This window comes from Achromobacter sp. (genome assembly GCF_032102605.1).
Lineage (GTDB): Bacteria > Pseudomonadota > Gammaproteobacteria > Burkholderiales > Burkholderiaceae_B > Achromobacter.
The window spans coordinates 265,502-287,829 of the sequence record NZ_DAMDGT010000003.1; the positions used below are offsets into that span (position 1 = coordinate 265,502).

Sequence of the window (22,328 nt, forward strand, 5' to 3'; positions counted from 1 at the left end):
TCGCGGCCGCCAGCGCGCCTTGCTGCCAAGGCGCCCTGCCCGGCCGCTTCGCTTAATGCCCCGCCTGCGCCTCGGCGGCGACGCGGGCCTCGTAGGCTTCGGTGGCGGCCTGCTTGGCGGCGGCTTTCTCAGCCGCCGCGGCAAGCTTTGCCTCTTCAGCAGCCAAGGCATCCGCGGCTGCCTGGATGGCGCGCTCGCGGGCGCGTTCCTTCACCTGCAGCACGCCTTCCGCATCCAGCGACTCGAACACGGCGATGGATTCCACATGGCCCGTATGCGGGAACATGTTGATCACGCCCGCGCTCTTCAAGACGTAGCCGCCTTCGTGCACCAGGATGGATGCGTCGCGCGCCAGGGTGGCGGGATTACAGGACACGTAGACGATGCGGCGCGGGCGCTCTTCGTACGTCAGTTCGGACAGCGCCTGCGATACCGCATGGGCGCCTTCACGCGGCGGATCGATCAGCATGCGGTCGAAGTAACCCAGGCTGCGCAGCCAGGTCGCGTCGACCTCGAACAGGTTCAGGGTGGCGAAGCTGGTGCAGTCGCCCAGCCCGTGGCGCGACGCGGCGTCGAAAGCGCGGTCGGTCAGCGCCTTGCTTCCTTCCACGCCGACGGCCTCGCGCCCTTGGGTGGCCAGCGGCAAGGTGAAGTTGCCCAGGCCGCAGAACAGGTCGGCCACGCGGTCGGTCGGCTGCACATCCAGCAACTTGAGCGCGCGCGACACCATCGCGCGGTTGATGGCGTGGTTCACCTGCGTGAAGTCGGTGGGACGGTACGGCATGCGCAGGCCGAATTCCGGCATGGTGTAGGCCAGCGCGTCATTGTGCTCGCGCTCCAGGGCGTGCACCGTCTCCGGGCCCTTGGACTGCAGCCACCACTGCACGTTGTGCTGGGCGGCAAAGGCACGCAGGATGGCGATGTCGCCGTCGGTCAGCGGCAGCAGGTGGCGCAGCACCAGCGCGGTCACGCCTTCGCCCAGGGCCACTTCGATCTGCGGCATGCGATCGGGCGCCGACATGGACGCAATCATTTCGCGCAGCGGGATCAGCAGGTCGCTGACGTGCCGCGGCAAGACATGGCATTCGCGCATGTCGGCCACGAAGCTGCTCTTGCGTTCATGGAATCCGACCAGCACCCCGCCCTTCTTGGGCACAACGCGAACGGAAAGGCGCGCACGGTAGCGGTAGCCCCAGGTCGGGCCCTGCAGCGGCGGCAGGATCAGCGCCGGGCGCAGCTTGCCCACATGCCAGAAGGTGTCTTCCAGCGCGCGCTGCTTGATGGCCACCTGGGTGGTGGGCTCAAGATGCTGCATGGCACAGCCGCCACAGACGCCGAAGTGCGGGCAGCGCGGCTGCACGCGTTGCGACGAGGGGCGCAGCACTTCGTCCACGCGGGCGGTTTCGTAAGAAGGCTTGCGACGCAACGTGACCGCGGTGACGCGCTCGCCGGGCAAGGCCCCTTCCACGAAAATGACTTTCCCGTCGCGGCGGGCGATCCCCCTGGCTTCCAGGTCCAGGGATTCGATACTCAAAACGTCAGACATCTCACGCAGTCCAGAATTTGCACGCAACCTATGATTGTAGAAGGAGTTCGGGCAATCCCGGAAATCGGTTTGATGGGGCCGGAGCAGCGCCTTAGGCGGAACCTGCGCCGAGTGCGGGCGGACAGGCATAAAAAAGGGGTTTGCCGGAAGCAGCCTGGTCGGACGGCCTCCTGCAAACCCCAAAGGCCGGCGCTTTTCAGGCGCCGCCACGGATATCAGAAAGAGCGGGCCACCGAGAAGACCGCCCCGATGCGACCCGACGGATGTCCATACTTGGTGGGTAGCCAGTTGTCCTTGGACGCGCCAACCGCGGCCAAGCCGAGGATCCATCCCTTCAAATCCTTGGTCACGCCGACCTTGTAATCGACGTAGTGACCGATGGAATCCCCATCCATGTTGGTCTGGTTCTTGAGCTTTTGGTATCCCAAATGGCCAAGCAGCCCCCAGCCGTCACCCAGGTCGAACGTCGCCGTGCCGTCCAGGTACCACGTGCCCTTGCTGTCGGGCGTGCTGAAGAAATCGCTGGGCGTGTATGAATATTTGAGGCTGTAGTTGCCGTAGGAAGCGCCCAGGTAAATGTCCGTGTTGTTGTAATTGCCGCCCTTGGGAGAACTGGAACCCGGATAGTAGTAATGCAGGACACCGGCATCCAGTGAGAAGCCGCCCCCGACGTCGCCCTTCCAGCCTCCGTAGAAATCCATCTCGAGGTTGCCGTCCGTGAACACGAAACTGGATACGTTGGAGTTCCAGTTGCCCAGGTAGAAGCCTGAGCTGTGCGTCAGATCGAAACCCAGTTGCGCGGCGGGACGGAAGTCGGTCTGCGAATAGCCGCGGAAACGGTAGTCGCTGACGATGGTTGCGTTACCGCTGAGCGAGAATCCGCCCCCCAGATCGGTGGGTTCGGCCTGCGCCGATCCCGCGAAACTAGCGGCAACCGCGATGGGCAAAGCTAGCAACGTCTTCTTCATGGTGCGAAAGTCCTGATCGGATTTACGAGGAAGCGGAAGGCGCGCGGCGCATCCGGCTGGCCGGCATTGCTGCGGGGACTACCGGCTCAAGATCTTTCAAGCAATGTCCGTGCCAGGTTGCGGCCGCGCACAAATAAGTCCGCAGGCCACCCGGGCGACACAGCGACGCACCGGTTTGGTGCCCCGCTTTGGGGCGCGGGGCTCGCGGATGCGTCAAAGCGGGGATTCCGGGGCGCGCGCTTCAAGGGCCGCCGCTGTCCGACCAAAAGAAAGCCCCGGCACGCATCAGCGCCCGGGGCGTGGCGGAGCGGATCAACCGCTCCGATTGCACGTCGGGAAGAGAGACTTAGTTGGCCTTCGGAGGCGGAGGCACGTCGCCGGTGGCGGGCGGAGGCGGCGGCATGCCGGCGCGGCCCTTGCCATGACGGCCTTCCATCTTGGCGTGACGTTCGGCCATGCGGGCTTCGCGTTCCTTGACGATCTTGGTCACCTGGCCACGCTGCGTTTCGTTCAGGCTGTCCCAGACGGCCAGCCACTGGTCACGCACCTGCTTGGCCTGTGCGCCGAATTCGTCGCGTCGCTTTTCGGATTGTTCGATCAGCGCGCGCGGATCCAGCTTGCCGCTGTCCAGCTGCGCCTTGAGCAGGTCGTGGCGCTTGCCGCCGGAGGCGCGCATCGCTTCGTGCAGGCTGCGCTGGCTTTCCTGGGCGGTCTTGAACAGGGCTTCCTGCTTGGCGTCGAGCTTCAGTTCGGCGACTTGCGCCTTGGACACGGGGCCCAGGCCCGGGATGAGCAGGCCGTCGCGCATGCCCTTGTGGAAGCCACCACCGCGGTGGCCTTCGTGCATGGCCGCGGGGCCGCCGTCGGCGGCAGGAGGAGGCGCAGCCATTACGGTGCCGGCCGCAAAGCCGCTGGACGCGGCGACAAAAGCAAGGGCGGCCAAATTGGAGCGGATAGCGAATCGGGACATGTATGTCTCCTGAAAGTGAAGAAAGCGAGGCCATTGTGCGATCTCGCTGGTTTCATCCAGGTTTCGTCCGCGGCGTCCATGTTTCAGTCGATTGCTTGCCCGCCAGACGCGAGTACGGGGCCATGCAGGCCCCGTATCGTCAATTTCACCCGAGGCCTCTTGGCGCCCGGATGTGCGGCAGCGTCCACGGGCGCCAGGCGCCCATGGGCCAGGCCGCGCCTAGTTCGCGTCCCAGGCGGCCATGTATTCCTTCCAGTGCGGCGCGTCGCTGGCGCTGAGCGTGTCGCGGACCAGCGCGACCTCGGTCTCGTAGGCGGTGCGGTCCAGTTCGCCCCGAAGGAAGCGGAAGCGGCAATACACCAGCCACGTGTTGACCACGTCGGTTTCGCAATAGGCGCGCACTTCGTCGGCGCGGCCGCTGCTCCAGGCCTCCCAGACCTTGCTGCCGTCCATGCCCAGCTTGCCCGGAAAGCCGCACAGCTTGGCCAGTTCGTCCAGCGGCGCATTGGCGCGGCCGTTGTACTTGGCCAGCACGTCCATCAGGTCGACGTGGCGCGTGTGGTAGCGGGAGATGTAGTTGTTGAACTTGAAGTCGCGGTCTTCTTCGCCCATGTCCCAGTAGCGCGGCGCAGGCACGCCCTGGATCAGGCTGCGGTAATGCAGCACGGGCAGGTCGAAACCCGATCCGTTCCAGCTGACGAGCTTGGGCGTATAGCGTTCGATGGTCTTGAAGAAGCCCGCCAGCAAGGCGGCTTCAGGATCATCGGGCTGGCCCAGCGTCTTGACGCGGAAGCCCTGGTCATCGCGAAAGACGCAGCCCACGACCGCTACCTTGTGCAGATGCAGCGGCAGGAAGTCGTGGCCCACGGCCTCGCGCCGCGCCGTCAACGCGCGCTCGACCACTTCGTGGTCGGGCACGTCGGCGCCCCAGCCATTGAGCTTGCGTAGCCCGTCGGCGTCGGGGATGGTTTCGAGGTCGAATACCAGGGTGGGCGTCATTTGGGCGGCAGGTACTGCATCGGGTCGACAGGCGTGCCCTGGCGGCGGATCTCGAAGTGCAGACGCGGCGACGTGGTGTCACTTTGACCCAGTTCGGCGATCTTGGCGCCGCGCTTGACCGTCTGGCCCGTCTTCACGAGCAAGGCGCGGTTATGCGCATAAGCGGTGATGAAACCGTTCTGGTGCTCGACGATGATGAGATTGCCCAGGCCGCGCACGCCGTTGCCGCTGTACTTGACCAGGCCATCGGCGGCAGCGGTGATCGGATCGCCGAGCGCGCCGGAGATGTCGATGCCCTTGCTGCTGGAATTGAAGCCCTGCACGATCGGGCCGCTGGCAGGCCAGGCCCAGTTGATGACGCCGGCATCGGCGGCACGCGTGGCCGGCTTGGTGTCGACCGGCGCGGGAGCCGGCGTAGGCGTGGCGTCCGGCGCGGGCGTGCTTGCGGTGGACGTGTCAGGCTGGTCCAGCGGACGCGGCTGCGGCTTGGTGCCTGCGACCGGCGCGCTTTGCGCACCCCCGCCAGCACTGCCGGACATCTTCAGCACCTGTCCCACCGAGATCTGGTTGGGATCGCTGATGTTGTTCCAGCGCTTGATGTTTTCGATGTCGACGTTGTTGGCGCGAGCGATCTTGTAGAGAGTGTCTCCCGGCTTGACCACATAGCTGCCGGACGTGACGGCCGGCGCGGGTTGCCCGCCGGTCATGTCGACCACCGGGGCACGAGTACCTTTGGATGCGCAGCCGGCCAGGATGGCGAGGCTGAGGACCCCCACTGCGAAGAGCGGGCGGCGCAGGCGCGTCATGGACGCGCCCAAATTCATATCGGTCAGTTGCAACTGCCCGTTGAGCATACGTTTCTCCTGTCGCTCAAGATTGTATTCCGGACCGTAGCGGCACAAAGCGCACGGCCTCTAGTTCAGTACGTTTCCAGCTGGCCGCGCCCGTGCGTTCGATCAGAACGAGGCGCTGGTTCGAGCCCCCTTCGGGAGCGATCAGGCGGCCACCCGGCGCAAGCTGCGTAAGCAGCGCCTGCGGGATGGCCAGGCCAGCGGCAGCCACAACGATAGCATCGAACGGAGCCACGCCGGGCAGCCCCAACGTGCCATCGCCATAGATCAAGCGGATACGCGTGGTGAGGCGCAACGCGCGCAAATGATCGCGCGCCAGTTCGTAGAGTCCACGTATGCGTTCAATCGTGTGGACGTCGCGCACGAACTGGGCGAGCACCGCGGCCTGGTATCCGCAACCGGCGCCGACTTCAAGCACACGCGTGGGCGTGCGGTCTTCGCAGGCAGCCGCGATCATACGCGCCACGACCCACGGCTGTGAAATGGTTTGCGAGTGTCCGATGGGCAACGCCGCATCTTCATAGGCGCGGCTGGCCAGGGCTTCGTCCACGAAAAGATGGCGCGGCACCGCGGCCATGGCGTTCAGTACGCGCTCGTCGGTGATGCCCTGCGTTCTGAGACGCTGGACCATGGCCTGGCGCAGGCGTTCGGAATTGAGGCCAAGATTGCTGCCCGACGCCGGCTGCGGCGCCTGTGCCTGCTTTTGCAACGTGGCCGCGGAAATGCGGGTGTTGCTATTGGCGGGCGTGTAGCCCGGCCCCAGACGGCCGGAGTCGTGGCGGACCTGGCTGGGACGCCCCGAGGCGCCGTGCGTCAGGTCCGGCTGGCTTATCCGTTTGCGCATAGCGGCTCCGCCCAGGTGCGGATCTCGTCCAGCTGGCTGTGCTGAGTCAGATCCAGCCGCAACGGCGTGACGGACACGATGCCCTGCTCGACCGCGTGAAAGTCCGTGCCCGGCGTGGCGTCCGCGGCCAGACCGACCGGCCCGATCCAATACACCGTGTCGCCGTACGGAGTGGTGGTGCGCACCACCGGCTGCGAGGGGTGCCGCTTGCCCAGCCGGGTAACGGCGAATCCGTGCATGTCCTCGAACCGGCGGTTGGGTATGTTGACGTTGAGCAGCACCGGCGCCGCCAGGGGATCAGCAAGATGGCGCTCTACCACCAGCCGCGCCGCGCGCGCCGCGGACTCGATGTGCTCCCAGCCTTTCTCGGCGAGCGAGAACGCGATGGCGGGAATGCCGAAGAGATAGCCTTCGCTGGCGGCGGCGACCGTGCCGGAATAGAGGGTGTCGTCGCCCATGTTGGCACCGTTGTTGATGCCGGACACGACCAGGTCGGGACGCGCATCCATCAAACCTGTGAGGGCGACGTGCACGCAATCCGACGGGGTGCCATTGACGGCAATGAACCCGTTCGACGCGGTGCGCACCGACAACGGCCGATTCAATGTCAGTGAGTTGGAGGCGCCGCTGTGGTTGGTCTCGGGGGCGACGACAGTAAGTTCCCCCAGGCCTTCCAGCGCCGCTACCAGCGCCTCAAGCCCCGGGGCTGAGTAACCATCGTCGTTCGAAACCAGAATTCGCATTGTGCATCCGAAAGAAAATAAAACGCGGGTGGACGTTGCGGATTGTACCGTCCGCAGCCCTGCCGCGTCTGTCCGATCGCGTCACCGTGTCATCCGGCCGACGCTCGATAACCCGAACCCCGACCCGGTCCGGGCGCGGTAGAATCCGCAGCCATTACTACAACAAACTACAACAACGGACTCCCTTTCCATGGCGATAACCGAACCCTCCCTGGCGTTTACCGTGGCGCTCGTCGTGCTGGCCTACCTGATCGGCTCCGTGCCGTTCGCGGTGGTGGTCAGCAAGCTCATGGGGCTGCAGGACCCCCGCAGCTATGGGTCGAAGAACCCCGGCGCGACCAATGTGCTTCGCACCGGCAACAAGACCGCCGCCGCGCTGACGCTGTTGGGCGACGCGGCCAAGGGCTGGTTCGCGATCTGGCTGGCGGAAAAGCTGGCGCCGGGCATCAGCCCCGTCGGGCTCGCCCTGGTGGCGCTGGCCGCGTTCATCGGCCACCTGTATCCGGTCTTCCTGGGCTTCAAGGGCGGCAAGGGTGTCGCAACCGCCCTGGGCGTCCTGGTGGCCATCCAGCCCTGGCTGGCCGTCGCCACCGCCGCCACCTGGCTGATCATCGCCGTATTCTTCCGTTACTCGTCGCTGGCCTCGCTGGTGGCCGCGTTCTTCGCCCCGGTGTATTACGTGTTTGGATCCGGCCTGGCCTGGCAGGCGCAGCCCGCCTTGGGGGTCGCGCTGGCCGTCATCGGCGTGCTGCTGTTCTACCGGCATCGCGCCAACATCGCCCGCCTGATCCAGGGCACCGAAAGCCGCATCGGCAGCAAAAAGAAGTAAACCTCACCGATCGCGGGCGGCCCAAGGGCCGCCCGCGACGTTTCAAGCGATATCGGCAAGGTCCCACCGTGGTTTCACCGTGAAACTGTGCGCGCTGGCGTCCAGCGTGGCCAGCCCGGCCTTGACCCGTTCCGCCGCCGCGAAGGCGATCATCGCGCCGTTGTCGGTGCACAGTTCCAGGGGCGGAAAGTACGCGCGAGCCCGCAGCGGCTTGAGCGCGGCGTCCAGCTTGGCCCGCAGCAGCTGGTTCGCCCCTACCCCGCCCGCAACCACCAGCCGGCGCAGCCCTGTCTGCTTCAGGGCGCGGATGGCCTTGGCCGCCAGCACTTCCACGATGGCGGCCTGCGTGGCGGCAGCCAGATCCGCGCGGGCCTGATCGTCCAGGCCGCCCTGCTGCTCGGCAGCCTTGACGCGGGTCAGCACGGCCGTTTTCAAGCCGCTGAAACTAAAATCAAGGTCACCGCTGTGCAACATGGGCCGCGGCAGGTCGAAGCGCGAAGCGTCCCCGCTGCCCGCCAGCTTGGCCAGCGCCGGTCCGCCCGGATAACCCAGTCCCATCAGTTTGGCGGATTTGTCGAAGGCTTCGCCCGCGGCGTCGTCCAGCGTTTCGCCCAGCAATTCGTAGCGGCCCACGCCGTCCACGCGCATCAGCTGCGTATGCCCGCCGGACACCAGCAGCGCAATAAAGGGAAAGTCCGGCCGAGGATCGGCCAGCATCGGGGACAGCAGATGCCCCTCGAGATGGTGGATGCCGATGGCCGGCAGGCCGCGCGACCACGCAAAGGACTGCGCCACGCTGGCGCCCACCAGCAAGGCGCCTGCCAGACCCGGGCCAGCCGTATAGGCGACCGCGCCGATATCGGACATCTGGAGCCCGGCGTCGTCGAGCACCTGGCGTGTCAGGGGCACCACGCGGCGGATGTGGTCGCGCGAGGCGAGTTCGGGCACCACGCCACCATATTCCTGGTGCATGGCGATCTGGGTATGCAGCGCGTGCGCGAGCAGGCCGCGTTCCGTGCAGACGGCGGCGACGCCGGTCTCGTCGCAGGAGCTTTCAAAGCCGAGAATAATCATGGCGGCAGAGTTTACAACTGATGCGAAAATACGCCTGTTTCTAAATCGGGAAGGGCTGTCCGGCCCCTTCCTCACAACCTGCAAAGCTTGCAAAAACCCTGGGGACTCGAATGCTGGAGAAGCTATTCAAGCTGCGTGAACACGGAACGACAGCCAGAACGGAAGTCGTGGCGGGCCTGACGACATTCCTGACGATGTCGTACATCATCTTCGTCAATCCGGACATTCTGTCGTCGACGGGCATGGACCGCGACGCCGTCTTCGTGGCCACGTGCCTGGCCGCCGCGCTGGGCTCGCTGGTGATGGCGCTGATCGCCAACTGGCCGATCGGCATGGCGCCCGGCATGGGACTGAACGCCTTTTTCGCGTTTACCGTGGTCAAGACCATGGGCTACACCTGGGAGCAGGCGCTGGGCGCGGTGTTCATATCGGGCGTCATCTTCCTGTTCCTGACGATTTCCGGCATCCGTGTCTGGCTGGTCAAAGGCATTCCGCATTCGCTGCGCAGCGCCATCGCGGCCGGCATCGGCCTGTTCCTGGCCATTATCGCGCTATCCAGCGCCGGCATCGTGGTTGCGCACCCCGCCACCAAGGTCACGCTGGGCAACCTGACTTCGCACGGCCCGCTGTTCGCGATCCTGGGTTTTTTCATCATCGCCTCGCTGGATGCGCTGCGCGTCCGCGGCGCCATCCTGATCGGCATCATCGTTGTCACGGTGTTGTCGATGGTGCTGGGCTACAACGAGTTCAAGGGCATCTTCTCGGTCCCCCCCAGCCTCTCGCCCACGCTGTTCAAGCTGGACATCATGGGCGCGTTGCATAGCGGCTTTGTGCACGTGATCCTGGTGTTCGTGCTGGTCGAGGTGTTCGACGCCACGGGCACCCTCGTGGGCGTGGCCAAGCGTGCCGGCCTGGTGCCTGAAGACCGCCCCAACCGCCTGGGACGCGCGCTGTTCGCCGACAGCACCGCCATCGTCGCGGGTTCCATGCTGGGCACCAGCAGCACCACCGCCTACGTCGAAAGCGCATCGGGCGTGCAGGCCGGCGGCCGCACGGGCATGACCGCGCTGGTCGTCGGCCTGCTGTTCCTGGCGGCGCTGTTCATTTCGCCGCTGGCGGGCGCCGTGCCGGCCTACGCCACCGCACCCGCCCTGCTCTACGTGGCCGGCCTGATGATGCGCGAACTGATCGACATCGACTGGAACGACGTCTGCGAAGCCACGCCCGCGGCGCTGACCGCACTCGTCATGCCCTTCACGTATTCGATCGCCAACGGCATTGCGTTCGGCTTCATCAGCTACGTGGTGCTCAAGACGGCCACGGGCAAGATCCGCGACGTGCACCCCGCCACGTGGCTGGTGGCCGTGCTGTTCGTCATCCGGTACGCCTTCTTCCCTGAATAGGCGACACGTCCTGCAGACGTGTACATCAGCCGCCACGGCATCGTGCCCGTGGCGGCTTTTTCATTTCATCGTCCACACCGCCAGTTCGTAGCCGTCCAGGTCGGTGAACTGAAACCGGCTTCCGCCCGGGAAGGAAAATTCCTCGCGGGTGATGCGTCCGCCTGCGGCGGTCACACGCCGCTGGGCCGCGGCCAGGTCGTCGCCGTACAGGATGACGAGCGGCCCGCCCGGGCGCACCGGCGCGCCTGTCGTGAAGCCGCCCGTCAATCGGCCATCGGTGAATTCGCAGTAAGTCGGACCGTAGTCCGTGAAGGTCCAGCCGAAGACGTCGCCGTAGAAGCGTTTGCTGCGCGCGATATCCGTCACGTTGAACTCGATGTTGTCTATCTGGTTGTTCCGGCCTTGTGTGCCCATGCTCTTCTCCTGTCGCGGCTACTGGCGGCGGCCGCCGGCATGGCGTCCACGTCCTGGCCTATTGTAGGGATCGAAAAAATCAATCAACCCGGCGGACCGCATGGTTGCTGGCTGGCGCGGTTGAAATCGCCGATACACTCCCCATGTATATCAGCATATGGAGTACATCTTGCGCCTTTCCCGTCTGAATCCCGCGCTGCCCGTCTGTGCCGCCGCCCCGAAGGCCCAGGCATGAGCGCATTAGCGAACATCCCCTTTTCCGTGCTCGACCTGGCCCCGATTGTGCAGGGCCGCGATGCCGCGGACGCCTTCCGCAACACGGTCTCGTTGGCGCAACACGTCGAACGGCTGGGCTACAACCGCTTCTGGCTGGCGGAACACCACAACATCAATGGCGTGGCCAGCAGCGCCACTGCCGTGCTGATCGGCCACGTGGCGGGTCACACGAAGACGCTGCGCGTGGGTTCGGGCGGCGTCATGCTGCCCAACCATGCTCCGCTCATCATCGCTGAACAATTCGGCACGCTCGAGACCCTGTACCCCGGCCGCATCGACCTGGGCCTGGGCCGCGCGCCGGGCAGCGATGGGGCCACACAGCAGGCGTTGCGCCGCAGCCCGCGCAGCGGCTTGGAGTTCCCGGCCCTGGTGGAAGAACTGCGCGCCTTCCTGGCGCCCTCGCGCTCCGGGCAGCCCGTGCGCGCCATTCCCGGCGAAGGACTGGACATCCCGATCTGGTTGCTGGGATCCAGCGACTTCAGCGCGCGCATGGCGGCGGAACTGGGCCTGCCCTTCTCGTTCGCCGGCCATTTCTCGCCTGAAGGCATGGCGGCGATGCGCCTGTACCGTCACTTGTTCAAGCCGTCGGCGACACTCTCGCGCCCCTACTCCATGATCGGCGTGCCGGTCATTGCCGCTGAATCCGATGAGGCGGCCCGATTCCAATCCACCACGCAGCAACTGAAGTTTCTGTCTCTGGTGCGCGGCCATCGCCTGCAATTGCAGCCGCCCGTCGAAAGCATGGACGGCGTCTGGAACGAATGGGAGCGCGAAGCGGTGAATCAAAGACTGGGCGCCTCCATCGTCGGCGGGCCCGATACTGTCAAGCGTGAACTCGAAGCGCTTGTCGCTGAAACGCAGGCCGACGAAGTCATGATCGTGTCGGACTTTTACGATATCGCGGACCGCCTGCGTTCGTTCGAGATCGTCGCTTCGCTGAAAAACGGCGCCGGTGTTTCCACCCGCGCGGCCGTTCAGGCGCCTTAAAGGCACCAATAGAAGCGAGAACCATTGCGACGCAGCGGGAACCCGCTCTACTATTGCCTAACAGGCACCAGGCGAACACTCATCGCCGCAACACGTCCGGGGCCGGCCCGGACGCCTTTGCCATTGCTTTTCGCCGCTTGCGCGGCAAGGATTCCAAATGAGTATTGTTGAACTCACCAAAGACAGCTTCCAGGACGCCATCACGCCTGACGGCACCCTGATCGTCGACTTCTGGGCGCCCTGGTGCGGCCCGTGCCGCGGCTTTGCGCCCGTGTTCGAGCAGGCCGCCACCGAACATCCCGATGTCACGTTCGCCAAGGTGAACACCGACGTCGAGCAGGAACTCGCCGGCGCCCTGGGCATCCGTTCGATTCCCACGCTGATGGTCTTCCGCGAGAAAGTCCTGCTGTTCTCGCAACCGGGCGCCTTGTCTGGCGGACAGCTGAACGAGCTGCTCGCGAAGATCAAGGAAGTGGACATGGAAAAGGTCCACAAGGAAATCGCCGCGGCGCAAGACAGCCAGGACGCATGAACCAACAAGGGCCCCATCAGCGGGCCCCTTTCTTTTGTACCGGGGCGACTGATCCGCCAGCCCGGCCGGACCGCGTCGCCTGGCGGTCGCCACTGGTCTTGCTGAACCCTGTCTAGGAAATCAGCTCCCACGCGGAGCGCCCGCGCGTGATGTTTGCGACGGTGACCTCGAGGTCGGCCAGGACCGAGCGCGGAGCGGTAAAGCTGAGCGCCACGCCGTCTTGATTGAAGTCTTCATGCTGGATTGCCGCCCCAGCCTGCGCCAGACGCGACTTCAACAACGCAAGCTCGGCAAATCCGCAAACGCAGTGCACGGTCGCGAGATCCACGATTTCGGTGCGTTCGGCCAGCCGCAGGCAGTTGGCCGCGCAACCGCCGTAGGCCCTTACCAGTCCGCCTGCGCCCAGCTTGATGCCCCCGTACCAGCGCACCACCAGCACGGCCACGCGATCCATGTCCTGCCCTTCGATGGCCTGCAGGATCGGCCTTCCGGCCGTGCCGCCGGGTTCGCCGTCATCGTTGAAGCGGTATTCCTGGCCGATGCGGTAGGCCCAGCAATTGTGGGTGGCCTCAAAGTCGCTGTGCTCGGCGAAGAATCGCATGGCGTCTTCGACCGTGGCCACTGGCGCGGCATACGCGGCAAAGCGGCTTTTCTTGATGTCTTCCTGGTACGTGCAGGGACCGGTCAGCGTGTGCGTCATGCCCGGCATTGTAAGTGTGTCCACCGAGCAACCGCGCCTTATCGCGGGTTATGCCGTTAGCCGTGGCAGTCGGGGACTTCCTGGTCCAGGTAGACGTCGAAGGCCACGTCACGCGCCCACTTCGATGTCATGGCTTTCCAGGCGCCGGCGCGATCCCAGGCGCGCATTTCCTGGTCCAGCCAGGTTCGCGATGCCTGGTCGCTGGCGGCCACCAACCAGACGCGCTCCTGGCGCGCGCCGTCGGCGGCCAGGGTTGAAGAGAACTTCTTCCATTCCGGGAATCGCACCAGCGGCTCCCACACGGCGTCGTCGACCAGCCCGATGTCGCACGTGCCTTCACGTACCGCCACCAGCGCATCGGACGGCACGCGATACGTACGCACGGCCGCGCCCCAGCCCTCGGCCAGCGCCTTCGCCTGCGTGGCGGCTTCCGCCATGCAGACTGTGCGTCCGCGCACGTCGGCCGGCTTGCGCAGGCGTGTATCGCTGCGGATCACCGCCTTGGGGCGCGCCGCGTAGCCCGTTGCCTGCATCGCGACGGTGTCCGGCTGGCTTTGCGGGCTGTCGGCAAGCACCAGATCGACCTGACCGGAAGCCAGCGCCGTGGCGGCCTGCGCGACCGGCAACTGCACAAGGCGCACCGGCAGGTTCAGGCTGGCGCCCAGCTTTTCCGTCATCGCCGCGTCGAGGCCCTCCGGCGTGCGGATCTTGGCCCCGGCCGCGGGCGGCGGCGCCAGGTATGGAACCCCCACGACCAGTTCGCCCCGCGCCCGCGCAGCGGGGAAAGTCTGCGGCTGCGCCATCGCGTAGCCCGCCAACGCCACGCTGGCGGCAAGGACGAAGAGGCGCATCCGGGACATCATGGCGAGCTCCGACGGCTTAGACGTATTGATAACGCAGCAGCCGATGCTTGAGGTTTTCAAGCACGAACTGGTCGATCAGCGCGGCCAGCACGGCAATGACCAGGATGTTGGTCATGACGCCCGTCATGTCGGCGATTTCGCCCGAGTACGCCAGCGAACGACCCAGGCCCTTGCCGAAGCCGATCAGCATTTCCGCCGAGATCAGCGCCCGCCAGGCATTGCCGAACGCAAGCTGCGCGCCGGTGATGAGTTCGGGCATGACCGCGGGCAGGTACACCCGCTTGACCAGGCCCCAGCGCGTCGCGCCCATGACGCGCGCCGCCGACACGTGCACACGCTGCACGGATTCGGTGGCGTTCATCACGCTCAGCGCGGCCGGGAAGAAGGCGGACAGCGCCACGACCACGATGATCGGGGTGTTGCCGAAGCCCATCACGATGAGAAACAGAGGCACCCAGGCGATGGACGGGATCGATTGCAGGATGACGATCGCGCTGCGCAGCACTTCGCGGAAGAAGAACAGCACGGCGGCCACCAGCCCGAAGCCGACGCCGGCGGCTAGCGCCAGCCCGTAGCCTGCGCCAAGCCGGCCCAACGTGCCCAACAGGCTCTGGTGGAAAGACTGCTTGCCCAGGTCTTCGAACAGGCGCTCGACCACGGCGGGCACGCCCGGCATCAGGAAGTCGGGCAGCACGAACGCCGCCAATTGCCACAGCGCAAGGATGAACACGACGCCCAGAACGCCCGCAATGTGCTTGCGGGCGCCGGTCACACGGGTAGAGGAGCTCAAAGCTTGCGAGCCTCTTGCCAGGACAGGTCGACGATGCTGGAGACGTCGTAGCGCTTGCCATCACGCGTCTTCAGCGAACCCTGGGCCTGCAGGATGTCAGCGATCTCCTGCATGCGGGCCGTGTCCTTTTCCGTCAGCTTGGGCGTGAACACCTGCGTGCTGATGGCTTCGGCGATGACCGTTTCACGCGGGAGTTCACCGCGGCTCAGGGTCTTGAGCGTGGGCTCGGCGATGAAGTACGACGCGATCAGCTTGGAAGCCTGCGCCGGCTCTTTCTGCAGCAGCGTGATGGCCTGGTTCTGGGCGTCCAGCGCCTTCCAGACGTCATCCTTGCGCTTGGCCAGCGTTTCGCCCGAGGTGATCACGACCATGCAGGGGAACGGCCAGGCCTGGCCCACTTCATAGATCTGCTTGACCGGCGCGACCAGTTGCGCGATGCGATCATAGGGTTCGAACAGGAAGGCGGCGTCCACGCGCTTGCCCACCAGCGACTGCACGGCCACCGCCGGGCTCACGCCCATCACGTTGACGTCGTCCGCCGCGAGGTTGCCCTGCTTGAGCACCACGCCCTTCAGGACCACGTCCGCGGTGCTGCCTTCGGCCTGCGAAGCCAGCGTCTTGCCCTTCAGGCCGGCGATGTCCTTGATGCCGGAGTCGTCGCGCACGATCAGCGAGTGGTACCCCTGCTGCGCGCCGCCCACCACCTTCAGGTCAGCGCCCTTGGAAGCCCAGGCCACGGCGTTGGTGAAACCCAGCACGCCAATGTCCAACTGGCCGCCGACGATCGCCTTGATCAGGTCGGTGCCCGACTTGAATTCGATCAGTTCGGAATCCAGCCCGGCCTTTTTGTAGTAGCCGCCCTCTTGCGCGACGATCGCTTGCGCATCGTCCATCACGCGCAGGTAGCCCACGCGGAATTTTTCGGCGGCCATCGCGGGGGCAGCCGCCAGCAGCGCCGCGGCCAGCGGCAGGGACAGCCATTGCTTCAATTTCATCAGGAGCTCCAGGGAATCAGGAATCGCCCGCGCCAGAGCGCGGAGGGGTAATCAGAAAATGGAATCAGGCGGCCAACGCCATGTCGGCGTGCGTATCCGACCCGCCGACACCGATGCCCAACAGGCGCAGGATCTCGCGCTTTTCGGTGGCCAGGTCGGCCAGGTCGTGGGTCTTCACGCGATGGGCCAGATTGAATTCGCGCAGCACGCGCGCGGGTCGCGGGCTGAAGACGACGATGCGATCGGCCAGGAACAGGGCCTCGTCCACGTCGTGGGTGACGAGCAGCACGGTGGGCTTTTCCTGGGCGATGAGCTGGCGCAGCACGTCTTGCAGGCTCAGGCGAGTCAGCGCATCTAGGGCGCCAAAGGGCTCGTCCATCAGCATGGTCTGGGGCTGCGCAATGAAGGCGCGGGCCAATGCGGCGCGCTGGCGCATGCCGCCGGACACCTGATGGGGATAGTACTTTTCGAACCCGCCCAGGCTGACGCGGTTCAGCCATTCGCGAGCGGCTTCGCGGGCGCGCTTCTTGGGCGTGTTCTGGAACTCCAGCGCCAGCGCCACGTTGTCCTCGAGCGTCAGCCACGGATAGAGCGCGTGTTCCTGGAACACCAGCGTGCGGCTGGGATGCGGCCCGGCGATCTTGTTGCCGTCGGCAAGCACGCTGCCCTGCGTGGGCATTTCCAAACCCGCCGCCAGGTGCAGCAAAGTGGATTTGCCGCAGCCGGACGGGCCCACCAGCGCGACCAGCTCTCCGGTCTTGAATTCACTGGTAAAGCCGTCCACGACGGGCAGGTCGCCAAAGTGCTTGTGGACGTGGTCGAAAGTCAGGTTCATAGAGCGAATCGTGGGCGCGCGTGAAAACGAGCCTCAAATCTAACAATTCGTTATATGAATCCAAACAATCAATATCGAATGTCTTTACTTCTTCCAGTAATAACGATCATGCGGGAGTCGATGCCGCGCGCTGCCTGACTGCGGCGCGCTGCAGCCCGAACGCAATGACGAAGCCCACGGTCACGGACAGCGATGCCGCCAGGAAGATAGAGGGATAGCCGAACTTGCTGGAGATATAGCCGGCGATCGGGCCGGTCACGCCAAGCGCCAGGTCCAGGAAGGCCGAATACGCGCCCAGGGCGGCCCCACGGCTGCCCGCCGGCACGCGTGCAACGGCTTCGACGCCGATGGCTGGAAACACCAGCGCAAAGCCGCAGCCTGTCAGGGCGGCGCCCAACAGGGCCATCCCGGGATTGGGCGCCAGCCACAACAGCAGCAGCCCTGCGGCCTCGACCAGGAACGACACCTGGGCCACCCGGAATCCGCCGTAGCGCGTGATGGTGCCGGCGAACAGCAGGCGCACGCCAATGAACGCGCCGCCGAACGCGCTGAGCGCGTGGGCCGCGCCATCCCACGACAAGCTGGCGTAGTACAGCGCGACGAAGGCGGCCAGCGTGCCGAAGCCCACCGAGCCAAGGCCCAGCGCCATCCCGTGCGGAAATACGCGCAGCACGACACTCTTGAATGCCATCCGATGCCCGCCGACGATGGCGACGGCCGCGCGAGACATCGCCAGGCCCAATCCCGCCAACCCCAGCAATAGCACCGCGCCACCCAGCGCGCCCATGCTCCACTGGGTTTCCAGGTGCACCCCGAGCGGCGCGCCCAGGGCCAATCCGCCGTAGGTGCAGATTCCATTCCAGGAGATCACGCGCGCCGTGTGCAGCGGCCCTACCCTGGCGATCGCCCACGTGGCCGAACCGGTTCCGACCCAGCTTTCGCCGAAGCCCAGCGCCAGGCGGCTGATGATGATGGCCGACAGGCTAAGCCAGGCGCTGCGTTCGAACGCATAGGCCAGCAGCAGGAAAACCCCGCTGGCCGCGCAGGCCGCCATGCCGATGACCACGGTCTGTTTCGGACCGACGGTGTCGGCCATGCGGCCGGCGTGCGACCGGCTCAGCAACGTGGCCAGATACTGCACGCTGATCGCCAGGCCGGCCAGCACCGAGCCGTAGCCGAGTTTGTCGTGGACATAGCCGGGCAGCACCGCAAGCGGCAGGCCGATGGCCAGATAACAGATGAAGGTAAAGAAGGCGATGGCAACGATGCGGGCCGTCAACGTGAACGTGCCGATCTGCGCGCCATCGGGCGCGTCATGCAAAGAGGGAGACATTTGGGGGCAAAAAAGAGGCCTGGCCGGACAACCGCCATGGACGGGCACGATGATAGCGCAGCCACATTGCGGCAGGCTGAATGCGGCGGCGGGCGACCGGCGGCGGGCGAACCGCTCCCCCGACTGCGCGAACTCCAAAAAACAAAGCGGCGCGCGTTGCGGCGCGCCGCTGATGCAGAGCCGGGAAGATCAGGCCTCGATGCCGCGCGAGGACAGGTAGTCTTCGTAGTTGCCGCGATAGTCGACGATCTCGCCGGTCGGCAGGATTTCGATCACGCGCGTGGCCAGGCCGGACACGAACTCGCGGTCATGCGACACGAATACCAGCGTGCCTTCGTACTTTTCCAGCGCGAACTGCAGCGACTCGATCGATTCCATGTCCAAATGGTTGGTGGGTTCGTCGAGCAGCATGACGTTGTGCCGGCCCAGCATCAAGCGGCCGAAGGTCATGCGGTTCTTTTCGCCACCGGACAGCACCTTGGGCGCCTTGGGCAGGTCATCCGCCGAGAACAGCAGGCGGCCCAGCACGGAACGGATGGACTGGTCGTCGTCGCCCGGCTGACGGTGGTCGCCCATCCAGTCCAGCAGGTTGATGTCGGTTTGTTGGAACTGGTCCGAAACGTCCTGAGCCATATAGCCCAGGTCGGCATTATCAGACCACTTCACCGAGCCGGAATCGGGCTGAAGATCCAGGGCCAACAGGCGCAGCAGCGTCGTCTTGCCCACGCCGTTGGCGCCGATGATGGCGATCTTTTCGCCGGCGTCGACCATGGCCGAGAACTTCGTGATGACCGGCGCGTCGTAGGCCTTGGTCAGGTTTTCGACGGTGACGGCCAGGCGGTGCATGACCTTGTTCTGCTCGAACCGGATGTACGGGTTCTGGCGCGACGACGGCTTGACCACGACCTGGTCGGCCTTGATGCGGTCGATCTGCTTCAGGCGCGAGGTGGCCTGGCGCGACTTGGACTTGTTGGCCGCGAAACGGCGCACGAAGTCCTGCAGTTCGGCAACGCGTTCCTTGGCCTTGGCGTTGTTGGCCACCAGGCGCTCGCGGGCCTGGGTGGAGGCCAGCATGTAGTCGTCGTAGTTGCCGGCGTAGATGCGGATCTCGCCGTAGTCCACGTCGGCCATGTGCGTGCACACCTGGTTCAGGAAGTGGCGATCGTGGCTGATGATGATCATCGTGCTCTGATAGCCGTTGAGCACGTTTTCCAGCCAGCGGATCGTGTTGATGTCCAGGTTGTTGGTGGGTTCGTCCAGCAGCAGGACATCGGGATTCGAGAACAGCGCCTGCGCCAGCAGCACGCGCAGCTTCCAGCCCGGCGCAACTTCGCGCATGGGCAGGTTGTGCTGGTCCACGCCGATTTCCAGGCCCAGGAGCAGTTCGCCGGCGCGTGCTTCGGCCGTGTAGCCGTCGTACTCGGCGAACTTGGCTTCCAGGTCCGCGGCGCGCATGTAGTCGTCTTCGGAAGCCTCGGGACTGGCGTAGATGGCGTCGCGCTCGGACATGGCGGCCCACATTTCGGTGTGGCCCATCATCACGACGTCCAGCACGCGCAGGTCTTCAAACGCGAACTGGTCCTGGCGCAGTTTGCCCAGGCGCACGCCGGGCTCGAGCGAGACGTTGCCGCCGGACGGTTCCAGGTCGCCGCCAATGATCTTCATGAACGTAGACTTGCCGGACCCATTGGCCCCGATCAGCCCGTACCGGTTGCCTTCCCCGAACTTGACACTGACGTTCTCGAAAAGGGGCTTGGGACCGAACTGGATGGTGAGATTGGCTGTGGATATCACGGTGTATGTACGTTTGAAGGCGCCCTAAGGCGCATGCGAGGAAACCCGATAGTGTAGCAAAGGGCATGCGCCCCCAATTCCATCATCGTGGCGCCCGCCCTCGTCCGACGCCGGCCACGCATGAACGCGAGACCGGGCTTGGCGCGGATCAATGGTGGTGTTCGTCCAGCACCAGGTGCGCAAGGCCCCTTTCCGTGGCGATGCCTACCTTTTGCCCGATGGGCAGCGTGGCCTTCGTGGCCACATGGCCATACGGCAGGCCGGTGATCACCGGCACCTTGACCGTCTTGCGCAGCCAGGCCACCACCTCGTGCAGGTCGTAGCCCTTGTCGTGGGGGGCCAGCTTGTAATCCGTGAAGCGGCCCAGCACGATCGCCTTCTGCTTGGCGAGAATGCCCGCCTGCCAAAGTTGGATCAGCATGCGCTCGATCCGGTAAGGATGTTCGGCCACGTCTTCGAGGAACAAAATGCCGCCGCGAATCTTCGGCATGTAGGGGGTGCCCAGCAAGGACGTCACCATGGCCAGGTTGCCGCCCCACAGAATGCCGCGCGCGTCCACGGGGTCGGCGTCCAGGGTTTCGAAGCTGAGGATCTCGAGTTCGCCTCGCATCACTTCGCCGAACAGCGCTTCGGTCAGGTCGTCGACCTTCTTGCCGCCGAAATCCTGCACCGCGGTCGCGCCGGTATAGCTGACCGCCCCGGTCTGCGCCAGCAGGCCCAGGTTGAAGGCCGTGAAATCGCTCATGCCGACAAAGCGCTTGCCGCTGTCGGCCATGGCCTTCCAGTCGATGGCGTGCAGCAGCCGGCCCAGGCCATAGCCGCCGCGCGTCACCATGACGATCGGGAGTTTCTGCTTGGCCGCGCGCGTCAGGCTGGCCAGTCGCTGTGCATCCGTGCCGGCAAACCGCTGGTGTTCGGCCAGGGCCGTGCGGTCGAGCGCCGTCTTGAATCCCTGCTGCGTCAGACGTTCGCGCGCCAGTTCCACCGTGGCCGGATCGCGCACCGCGGATGACGGCGAGATCAGGTAGATGCCGCGCGCGTCGGGACGCGGGCCGTGATCGTGGTCATGGCTGTGGTCATGGTCGCAGTGGTCTGCACAATCCGGGCCGTGATCGTGGTCGTGATCGTGGTTGTGGTCATGCGCCGGGGTGGCGTCAGCCTTGGCGCGGCGCGCCTTGGCGGCGGGCCGGGCGGCTTTGGGGGTGCTCATGCGATGGATTCCTTGGCGCGGCGTTCGCGGAAGAACCGGCGCAGCAGGTCGCCGCAAGGTTCCGCCAGCACGCCGCCGGTGACTGAAGTGTGATGATTGAGCTTGGGGACGGACCCGACGTCCAGCACGCTGCCACATGCGCCCGTCTTGGGATCGTAGGCGCCGAACACCACGCGCGCGAGCCGCGCGTGCAGCATGGCGCCAATGCACATCACGCAGGGCTCAAGCGTGACGTACACGGTGATGCCGGGCAGACGGTAGTTCTCAAGCTGGCGCGCGGCGCCGCGCAGCGCCACGATTTCCGCATGCGCGGTCGGATCGTGGTCGATGATCGTGCGGTTGAATCCGCGTCCGAGGATATCGCCCTGGGCCGACACCACCAGCGCGCCCACGGGGACTTCGCCGATGTCGTACGCGGCCTGCGCCTCTTCGAGCGCCAGGGTCATGAATCGGGCGTCCTGTTCGGTCCAGGGCGGAACCGCCGCCATGGGAGTCGGATCAACCACGGTACACCCGGGACTTCAAGGCAATTCGGCCCGCCAGGCTGGTGACGGCCTCTTCGAGCCATTGATAGAGTTCGGCGTCTTCGCCGTAGCGCGCCTGGTTCAGGTTGGACACCCGGCCCTCTTCAATGAAGCCCCAGGCGCGGCTGCGCTTGTCGCGGTGCTTGGGATCCCAGACGCCGAAGGCGAATCCGCCGGCCCGGCGGATCAGCGAAAAGCAAGGAATGTCGGTGTAGCCGTCGCCAACGAACACCATCTGGTCGAACGGCACCCGCAGCCGGTCTTCGGGCACCTTGCGGTTGACCTCGAAAGGCTTGTTGCGGAAATCCCGTCCGATGATGCCCTTCTGGATATGGAACAGGTAGCGAGTCTTGTCCGTGAAGCTGACGATGCGGCGCGGGAACGCGATGCCGCCATCTTCGCCATAGACGAATTCCGATGCCCAGATCTCGGTGAATTCATGCGCAATGGGCGTGGACCGGACGACGTCGCCAATGCCGCTGGAAATCAGGTAGAACTCGAGCTGCACTTGCGGCTGCTCGGCGCGCACGGCGGCGCGCAGCCGCTGGAACAAGGTGGGCACGCCGTCGTGCAGGTCCAGGCGCGAGCCCCAGTCTTTCAGGCGCTGCTGGGTGATCAGTCCGTGCTTGCCGGACTGCGACAACTGGATCATGCGGTACAGATAGGCCGGCACGGGATCCCAGTCCTGCTGGGAAAGCAGCGGATCGACCTGGTCCTTCCAGAAGGACGCCGTGTCCACGCCGATGCTTTCCAGGAAGCCGGACGTGCTGTCCGAGGCCAGCGTGTCGTCGAAGTCGAAAATCAGGGCGATGACGTCGGACATGAATATGCGTGAGTAAGGCGACAGC

General features: G+C 65.4%; 23 protein-coding genes. 4 read left to right on the plus strand and 19 right to left on the minus strand.

Translation table 11 applies throughout. The features are described from left to right. Positions 1-52 precede the first annotated feature (52 nt). The 7 genes from rlmD to surE all read right to left on the minus strand — a co-directional run bounded on the left by rlmD (position 53) and on the right by surE (position 6,921). A complete protein-coding gene (gene rlmD, locus RT614_RS09135) occupies positions 53-1,546 on the minus strand; it encodes a 23S rRNA (uracil(1939)-C(5))-methyltransferase RlmD (RefSeq protein ID WP_313621788.1) in 1,494 nt (497 codons plus the stop codon). A 215-nt stretch (positions 1,547-1,761) separates the two neighbouring features. Further along, positions 1,762-2,514, minus strand: coding sequence for a TorF family putative porin (locus tag RT614_RS09140; RefSeq protein WP_313621789.1), 753 nt, complete (start codon positions 2,512-2,514; stop codon positions 1,762-1,764). A gap of 346 nt (positions 2,515-2,860) precedes the next feature. Continuing rightward, positions 2,861-3,484, minus strand: a complete 624-nt coding sequence (locus RT614_RS09145; RefSeq protein WP_313621790.1) for a hypothetical protein — start codon at positions 3,482-3,484, stop codon at positions 2,861-2,863. A 219-nt stretch (positions 3,485-3,703) separates the two neighbouring features. Further along, on the minus strand, positions 3,704-4,483 hold the full coding sequence (locus tag RT614_RS09150; RefSeq protein ID WP_313621791.1) for a 3'-5' exonuclease: 780 nt from the start codon (positions 4,481-4,483) through the stop codon (positions 3,704-3,706). After that, complete coding sequence (locus RT614_RS09155; protein ID WP_313621792.1) at positions 4,480-5,337, minus strand: peptidoglycan DD-metalloendopeptidase family protein; 858 nt, start codon at positions 5,335-5,337, stop codon at positions 4,480-4,482. Before RT614_RS09155 ends, RT614_RS09150 begins: the two co-directional genes overlap by 4 nt. Positions 5,338-5,353: 16 nt before the next feature. After that, positions 5,354-6,178 carry a protein-L-isoaspartate(D-aspartate) O-methyltransferase gene (locus tag RT614_RS09160; RefSeq protein WP_313621793.1) on the minus strand — a complete coding sequence of 275 codons (825 nt, stop codon included), beginning with the start codon at positions 6,176-6,178 and terminating at the stop codon, positions 5,354-5,356. Beyond that, on the minus strand, positions 6,163-6,921 hold the full coding sequence (gene surE / locus RT614_RS09165) for a 5'/3'-nucleotidase SurE (protein WP_313621794.1): 759 nt from the start codon (positions 6,919-6,921) through the stop codon (positions 6,163-6,165). Before surE ends, RT614_RS09160 begins: the two co-directional genes overlap by 16 nt. A 190-nt stretch (positions 6,922-7,111) precedes the next feature. On the opposite strand from surE, the gene plsY reads away from it, so the two are divergent. Next, positions 7,112-7,750: a glycerol-3-phosphate 1-O-acyltransferase PlsY gene (gene plsY, locus RT614_RS09170; RefSeq protein ID WP_313621795.1), complete on the plus strand. Its 639-nt coding sequence runs from the start codon at positions 7,112-7,114 to the stop codon at positions 7,748-7,750. Between the two features lie 42 nt (positions 7,751-7,792). On the opposite strand, the gene tsaD is transcribed toward plsY, so the two are convergent. Beyond that, entirely contained in the window at positions 7,793-8,824 is a 1,032-nt protein-coding gene (gene tsaD / locus RT614_RS09175; protein ID WP_313621796.1) for a tRNA (adenosine(37)-N6)-threonylcarbamoyltransferase complex transferase subunit TsaD, read from the minus strand. A 110-nt stretch (positions 8,825-8,934) separates the two neighbouring features. Here tsaD and RT614_RS09180 point away from each other — a divergent pair, with 110 nt between their 5' ends. Beyond that, positions 8,935-10,227 carry an NCS2 family permease gene (locus RT614_RS09180; protein ID WP_313621797.1) on the plus strand — a complete coding sequence of 431 codons (1,293 nt, stop codon included), beginning with the start codon at positions 8,935-8,937 and terminating at the stop codon, positions 10,225-10,227. 60 nt (positions 10,228-10,287) lie between these two features. Here RT614_RS09180 and RT614_RS09185 read toward each other — a convergent pair whose 3' ends face one another. Continuing rightward, positions 10,288-10,641, minus strand: coding sequence for a VOC family protein (locus tag RT614_RS09185; RefSeq protein WP_313621798.1), 354 nt, complete (start codon positions 10,639-10,641; stop codon positions 10,288-10,290). Positions 10,642-10,872: 231 nt separating this feature from the next. On the opposite strand from RT614_RS09185, the gene RT614_RS09190 reads away from it, so the two are divergent. Together RT614_RS09190 and RT614_RS09195 are read left to right on the plus strand one after the other, a co-directional pair. Then, on the plus strand, positions 10,873-11,904 hold the full coding sequence (locus RT614_RS09190; protein ID WP_313621799.1) for an LLM class flavin-dependent oxidoreductase: 1,032 nt from the start codon (positions 10,873-10,875) through the stop codon (positions 11,902-11,904). 157 nt (positions 11,905-12,061) lie between these two features. Then, positions 12,062-12,436 carry a thioredoxin family protein gene (locus RT614_RS09195; protein WP_313621800.1) on the plus strand — a complete coding sequence of 125 codons (375 nt, stop codon included), beginning with the start codon at positions 12,062-12,064 and terminating at the stop codon, positions 12,434-12,436. A gap of 112 nt (positions 12,437-12,548) precedes the next feature. Here the strand turns inward: RT614_RS09195 and RT614_RS09200 are convergent, their stop codons facing one another. From RT614_RS09200 to RT614_RS09245, 10 genes are all read right to left on the minus strand, one after another. Continuing rightward, positions 12,549-13,136: a YigZ family protein gene (locus RT614_RS09200; RefSeq protein ID WP_313622046.1), complete on the minus strand. Its 588-nt coding sequence runs from the start codon at positions 13,134-13,136 to the stop codon at positions 12,549-12,551. Between the two features lie 56 nt (positions 13,137-13,192). Beyond that, positions 13,193-13,999 carry a transporter substrate-binding domain-containing protein gene (locus RT614_RS09205; RefSeq protein WP_313621801.1) on the minus strand — a complete coding sequence of 269 codons (807 nt, stop codon included), beginning with the start codon at positions 13,997-13,999 and terminating at the stop codon, positions 13,193-13,195. A gap of 16 nt (positions 14,000-14,015) precedes the next feature. Continuing rightward, the gene (locus RT614_RS09210; protein WP_313621802.1) at positions 14,016-14,789 is read right to left on the minus strand and encodes an ABC transporter permease; all 774 of its coding nucleotides are present in this window, start codon (positions 14,787-14,789) and stop codon (positions 14,016-14,018) included. Further along, positions 14,786-15,784: an ABC transporter substrate-binding protein gene (locus RT614_RS09215; protein WP_313621803.1), complete on the minus strand. Its 999-nt coding sequence runs from the start codon at positions 15,782-15,784 to the stop codon at positions 14,786-14,788. The genes RT614_RS09210 and RT614_RS09215 overlap by 4 nt, the downstream gene beginning before the upstream one ends. Before the next feature lie 64 nt (positions 15,785-15,848). Beyond that, complete coding sequence (locus tag RT614_RS09220; protein ID WP_313621804.1) at positions 15,849-16,619, minus strand: ABC transporter ATP-binding protein; 771 nt, start codon at positions 16,617-16,619, stop codon at positions 15,849-15,851. A 106-nt stretch (positions 16,620-16,725) separates the two neighbouring features. Beyond that, complete coding sequence (locus tag RT614_RS09225; RefSeq protein ID WP_313621805.1) at positions 16,726-17,952, minus strand: MFS transporter; 1,227 nt, start codon at positions 17,950-17,952, stop codon at positions 16,726-16,728. A gap of 189 nt (positions 17,953-18,141) precedes the next feature. Then, positions 18,142-19,746 carry an ABC-F family ATPase gene (locus tag RT614_RS09230; RefSeq protein ID WP_313621806.1) on the minus strand — a complete coding sequence of 535 codons (1,605 nt, stop codon included), beginning with the start codon at positions 19,744-19,746 and terminating at the stop codon, positions 18,142-18,144. 148 nt (positions 19,747-19,894) lie between these two features. Continuing rightward, positions 19,895-20,956: an LD-carboxypeptidase gene (locus tag RT614_RS09235; protein ID WP_313621807.1), complete on the minus strand. Its 1,062-nt coding sequence runs from the start codon at positions 20,954-20,956 to the stop codon at positions 19,895-19,897. Beyond that, on the minus strand, positions 20,953-21,444 hold the full coding sequence (tadA, locus tag RT614_RS09240) for a tRNA adenosine(34) deaminase TadA (protein ID WP_313622047.1): 492 nt from the start codon (positions 21,442-21,444) through the stop codon (positions 20,953-20,955). Before tadA ends, RT614_RS09235 begins: the two co-directional genes overlap by 4 nt. 10 nt (positions 21,445-21,454) lie before the next feature. Beyond that, a complete protein-coding gene (locus RT614_RS09245) occupies positions 21,455-22,303 on the minus strand; it encodes an HAD family hydrolase (protein WP_313621808.1) in 849 nt (282 codons plus the stop codon). Positions 22,304-22,328: the final 25 nt, after the last annotated feature.

Excerpts from the sequence above, each read along its gene's own strand:
- rlmD (WP_313621788.1), bottom strand. The coding sequence starts at position 1,546 with ATGTCTGACGTTTTGAGTATCGAATCCCTGGACCTGGAAGCCAGGGGG.
- RT614_RS09140 (WP_313621789.1), bottom strand. The coding sequence starts at position 2,514 with ATGAAGAAGACGTTGCTAGCTTTGCCCATCGCGGTTGCCGCTAGTTTC.
- RT614_RS09145 (WP_313621790.1), bottom strand. The coding sequence starts at position 3,484 with ATGTCCCGATTCGCTATCCGCTCCAATTTGGCCGCCCTTGCTTTTGTC.
- RT614_RS09150 (WP_313621791.1), bottom strand. The coding sequence starts at position 4,483 with ATGACGCCCACCCTGGTATTCGACCTCGAAACCATCCCCGACGCCGAC.
- RT614_RS09155 (WP_313621792.1), bottom strand. The coding sequence starts at position 5,337 with ATGCTCAACGGGCAGTTGCAACTGACCGATATGAATTTGGGCGCGTCC.
- RT614_RS09160 (WP_313621793.1), bottom strand. The coding sequence starts at position 6,178 with ATGCGCAAACGGATAAGCCAGCCGGACCTGACGCACGGCGCCTCGGGG.
- surE (WP_313621794.1), bottom strand. The coding sequence starts at position 6,921 with ATGCGAATTCTGGTTTCGAACGACGATGGTTACTCAGCCCCGGGGCTT.
- plsY (WP_313621795.1), top strand. The coding sequence starts at position 7,112 with ATGGCGATAACCGAACCCTCCCTGGCGTTTACCGTGGCGCTCGTCGTG.
- tsaD (WP_313621796.1), bottom strand. The coding sequence starts at position 8,824 with ATGATTATTCTCGGCTTTGAAAGCTCCTGCGACGAGACCGGCGTCGCC.
- RT614_RS09180 (WP_313621797.1), top strand. The coding sequence starts at position 8,935 with ATGCTGGAGAAGCTATTCAAGCTGCGTGAACACGGAACGACAGCCAGA.
- RT614_RS09185 (WP_313621798.1), bottom strand. The coding sequence starts at position 10,641 with ATGGGCACACAAGGCCGGAACAACCAGATAGACAACATCGAGTTCAAC.
- RT614_RS09190 (WP_313621799.1), top strand. The coding sequence starts at position 10,873 with ATGAGCGCATTAGCGAACATCCCCTTTTCCGTGCTCGACCTGGCCCCG.
- RT614_RS09195 (WP_313621800.1), top strand. The coding sequence starts at position 12,062 with ATGAGTATTGTTGAACTCACCAAAGACAGCTTCCAGGACGCCATCACG.
- RT614_RS09200 (WP_313622046.1), bottom strand. The coding sequence starts at position 13,136 with ATGACGCACACGCTGACCGGTCCCTGCACGTACCAGGAAGACATCAAG.
- RT614_RS09205 (WP_313621801.1), bottom strand. The coding sequence starts at position 13,999 with ATGATGTCCCGGATGCGCCTCTTCGTCCTTGCCGCCAGCGTGGCGTTG.
- RT614_RS09215 (WP_313621803.1), bottom strand. The coding sequence starts at position 15,784 with ATGAAATTGAAGCAATGGCTGTCCCTGCCGCTGGCCGCGGCGCTGCTG.
- RT614_RS09220 (WP_313621804.1), bottom strand. The coding sequence starts at position 16,619 with ATGAACCTGACTTTCGACCACGTCCACAAGCACTTTGGCGACCTGCCC.
- RT614_RS09225 (WP_313621805.1), bottom strand. The coding sequence starts at position 17,952 with ATGTCTCCCTCTTTGCATGACGCGCCCGATGGCGCGCAGATCGGCACG.
- RT614_RS09235 (WP_313621807.1), bottom strand. The coding sequence starts at position 20,956 with ATGAGCACCCCCAAAGCCGCCCGGCCCGCCGCCAAGGCGCGCCGCGCC.
- tadA (WP_313622047.1), bottom strand. The coding sequence starts at position 21,444 with ATGGCGGCGGTTCCGCCCTGGACCGAACAGGACGCCCGATTCATGACC.
- RT614_RS09245 (WP_313621808.1), bottom strand. The coding sequence starts at position 22,303 with ATGTCCGACGTCATCGCCCTGATTTTCGACTTCGACGACACGCTGGCC.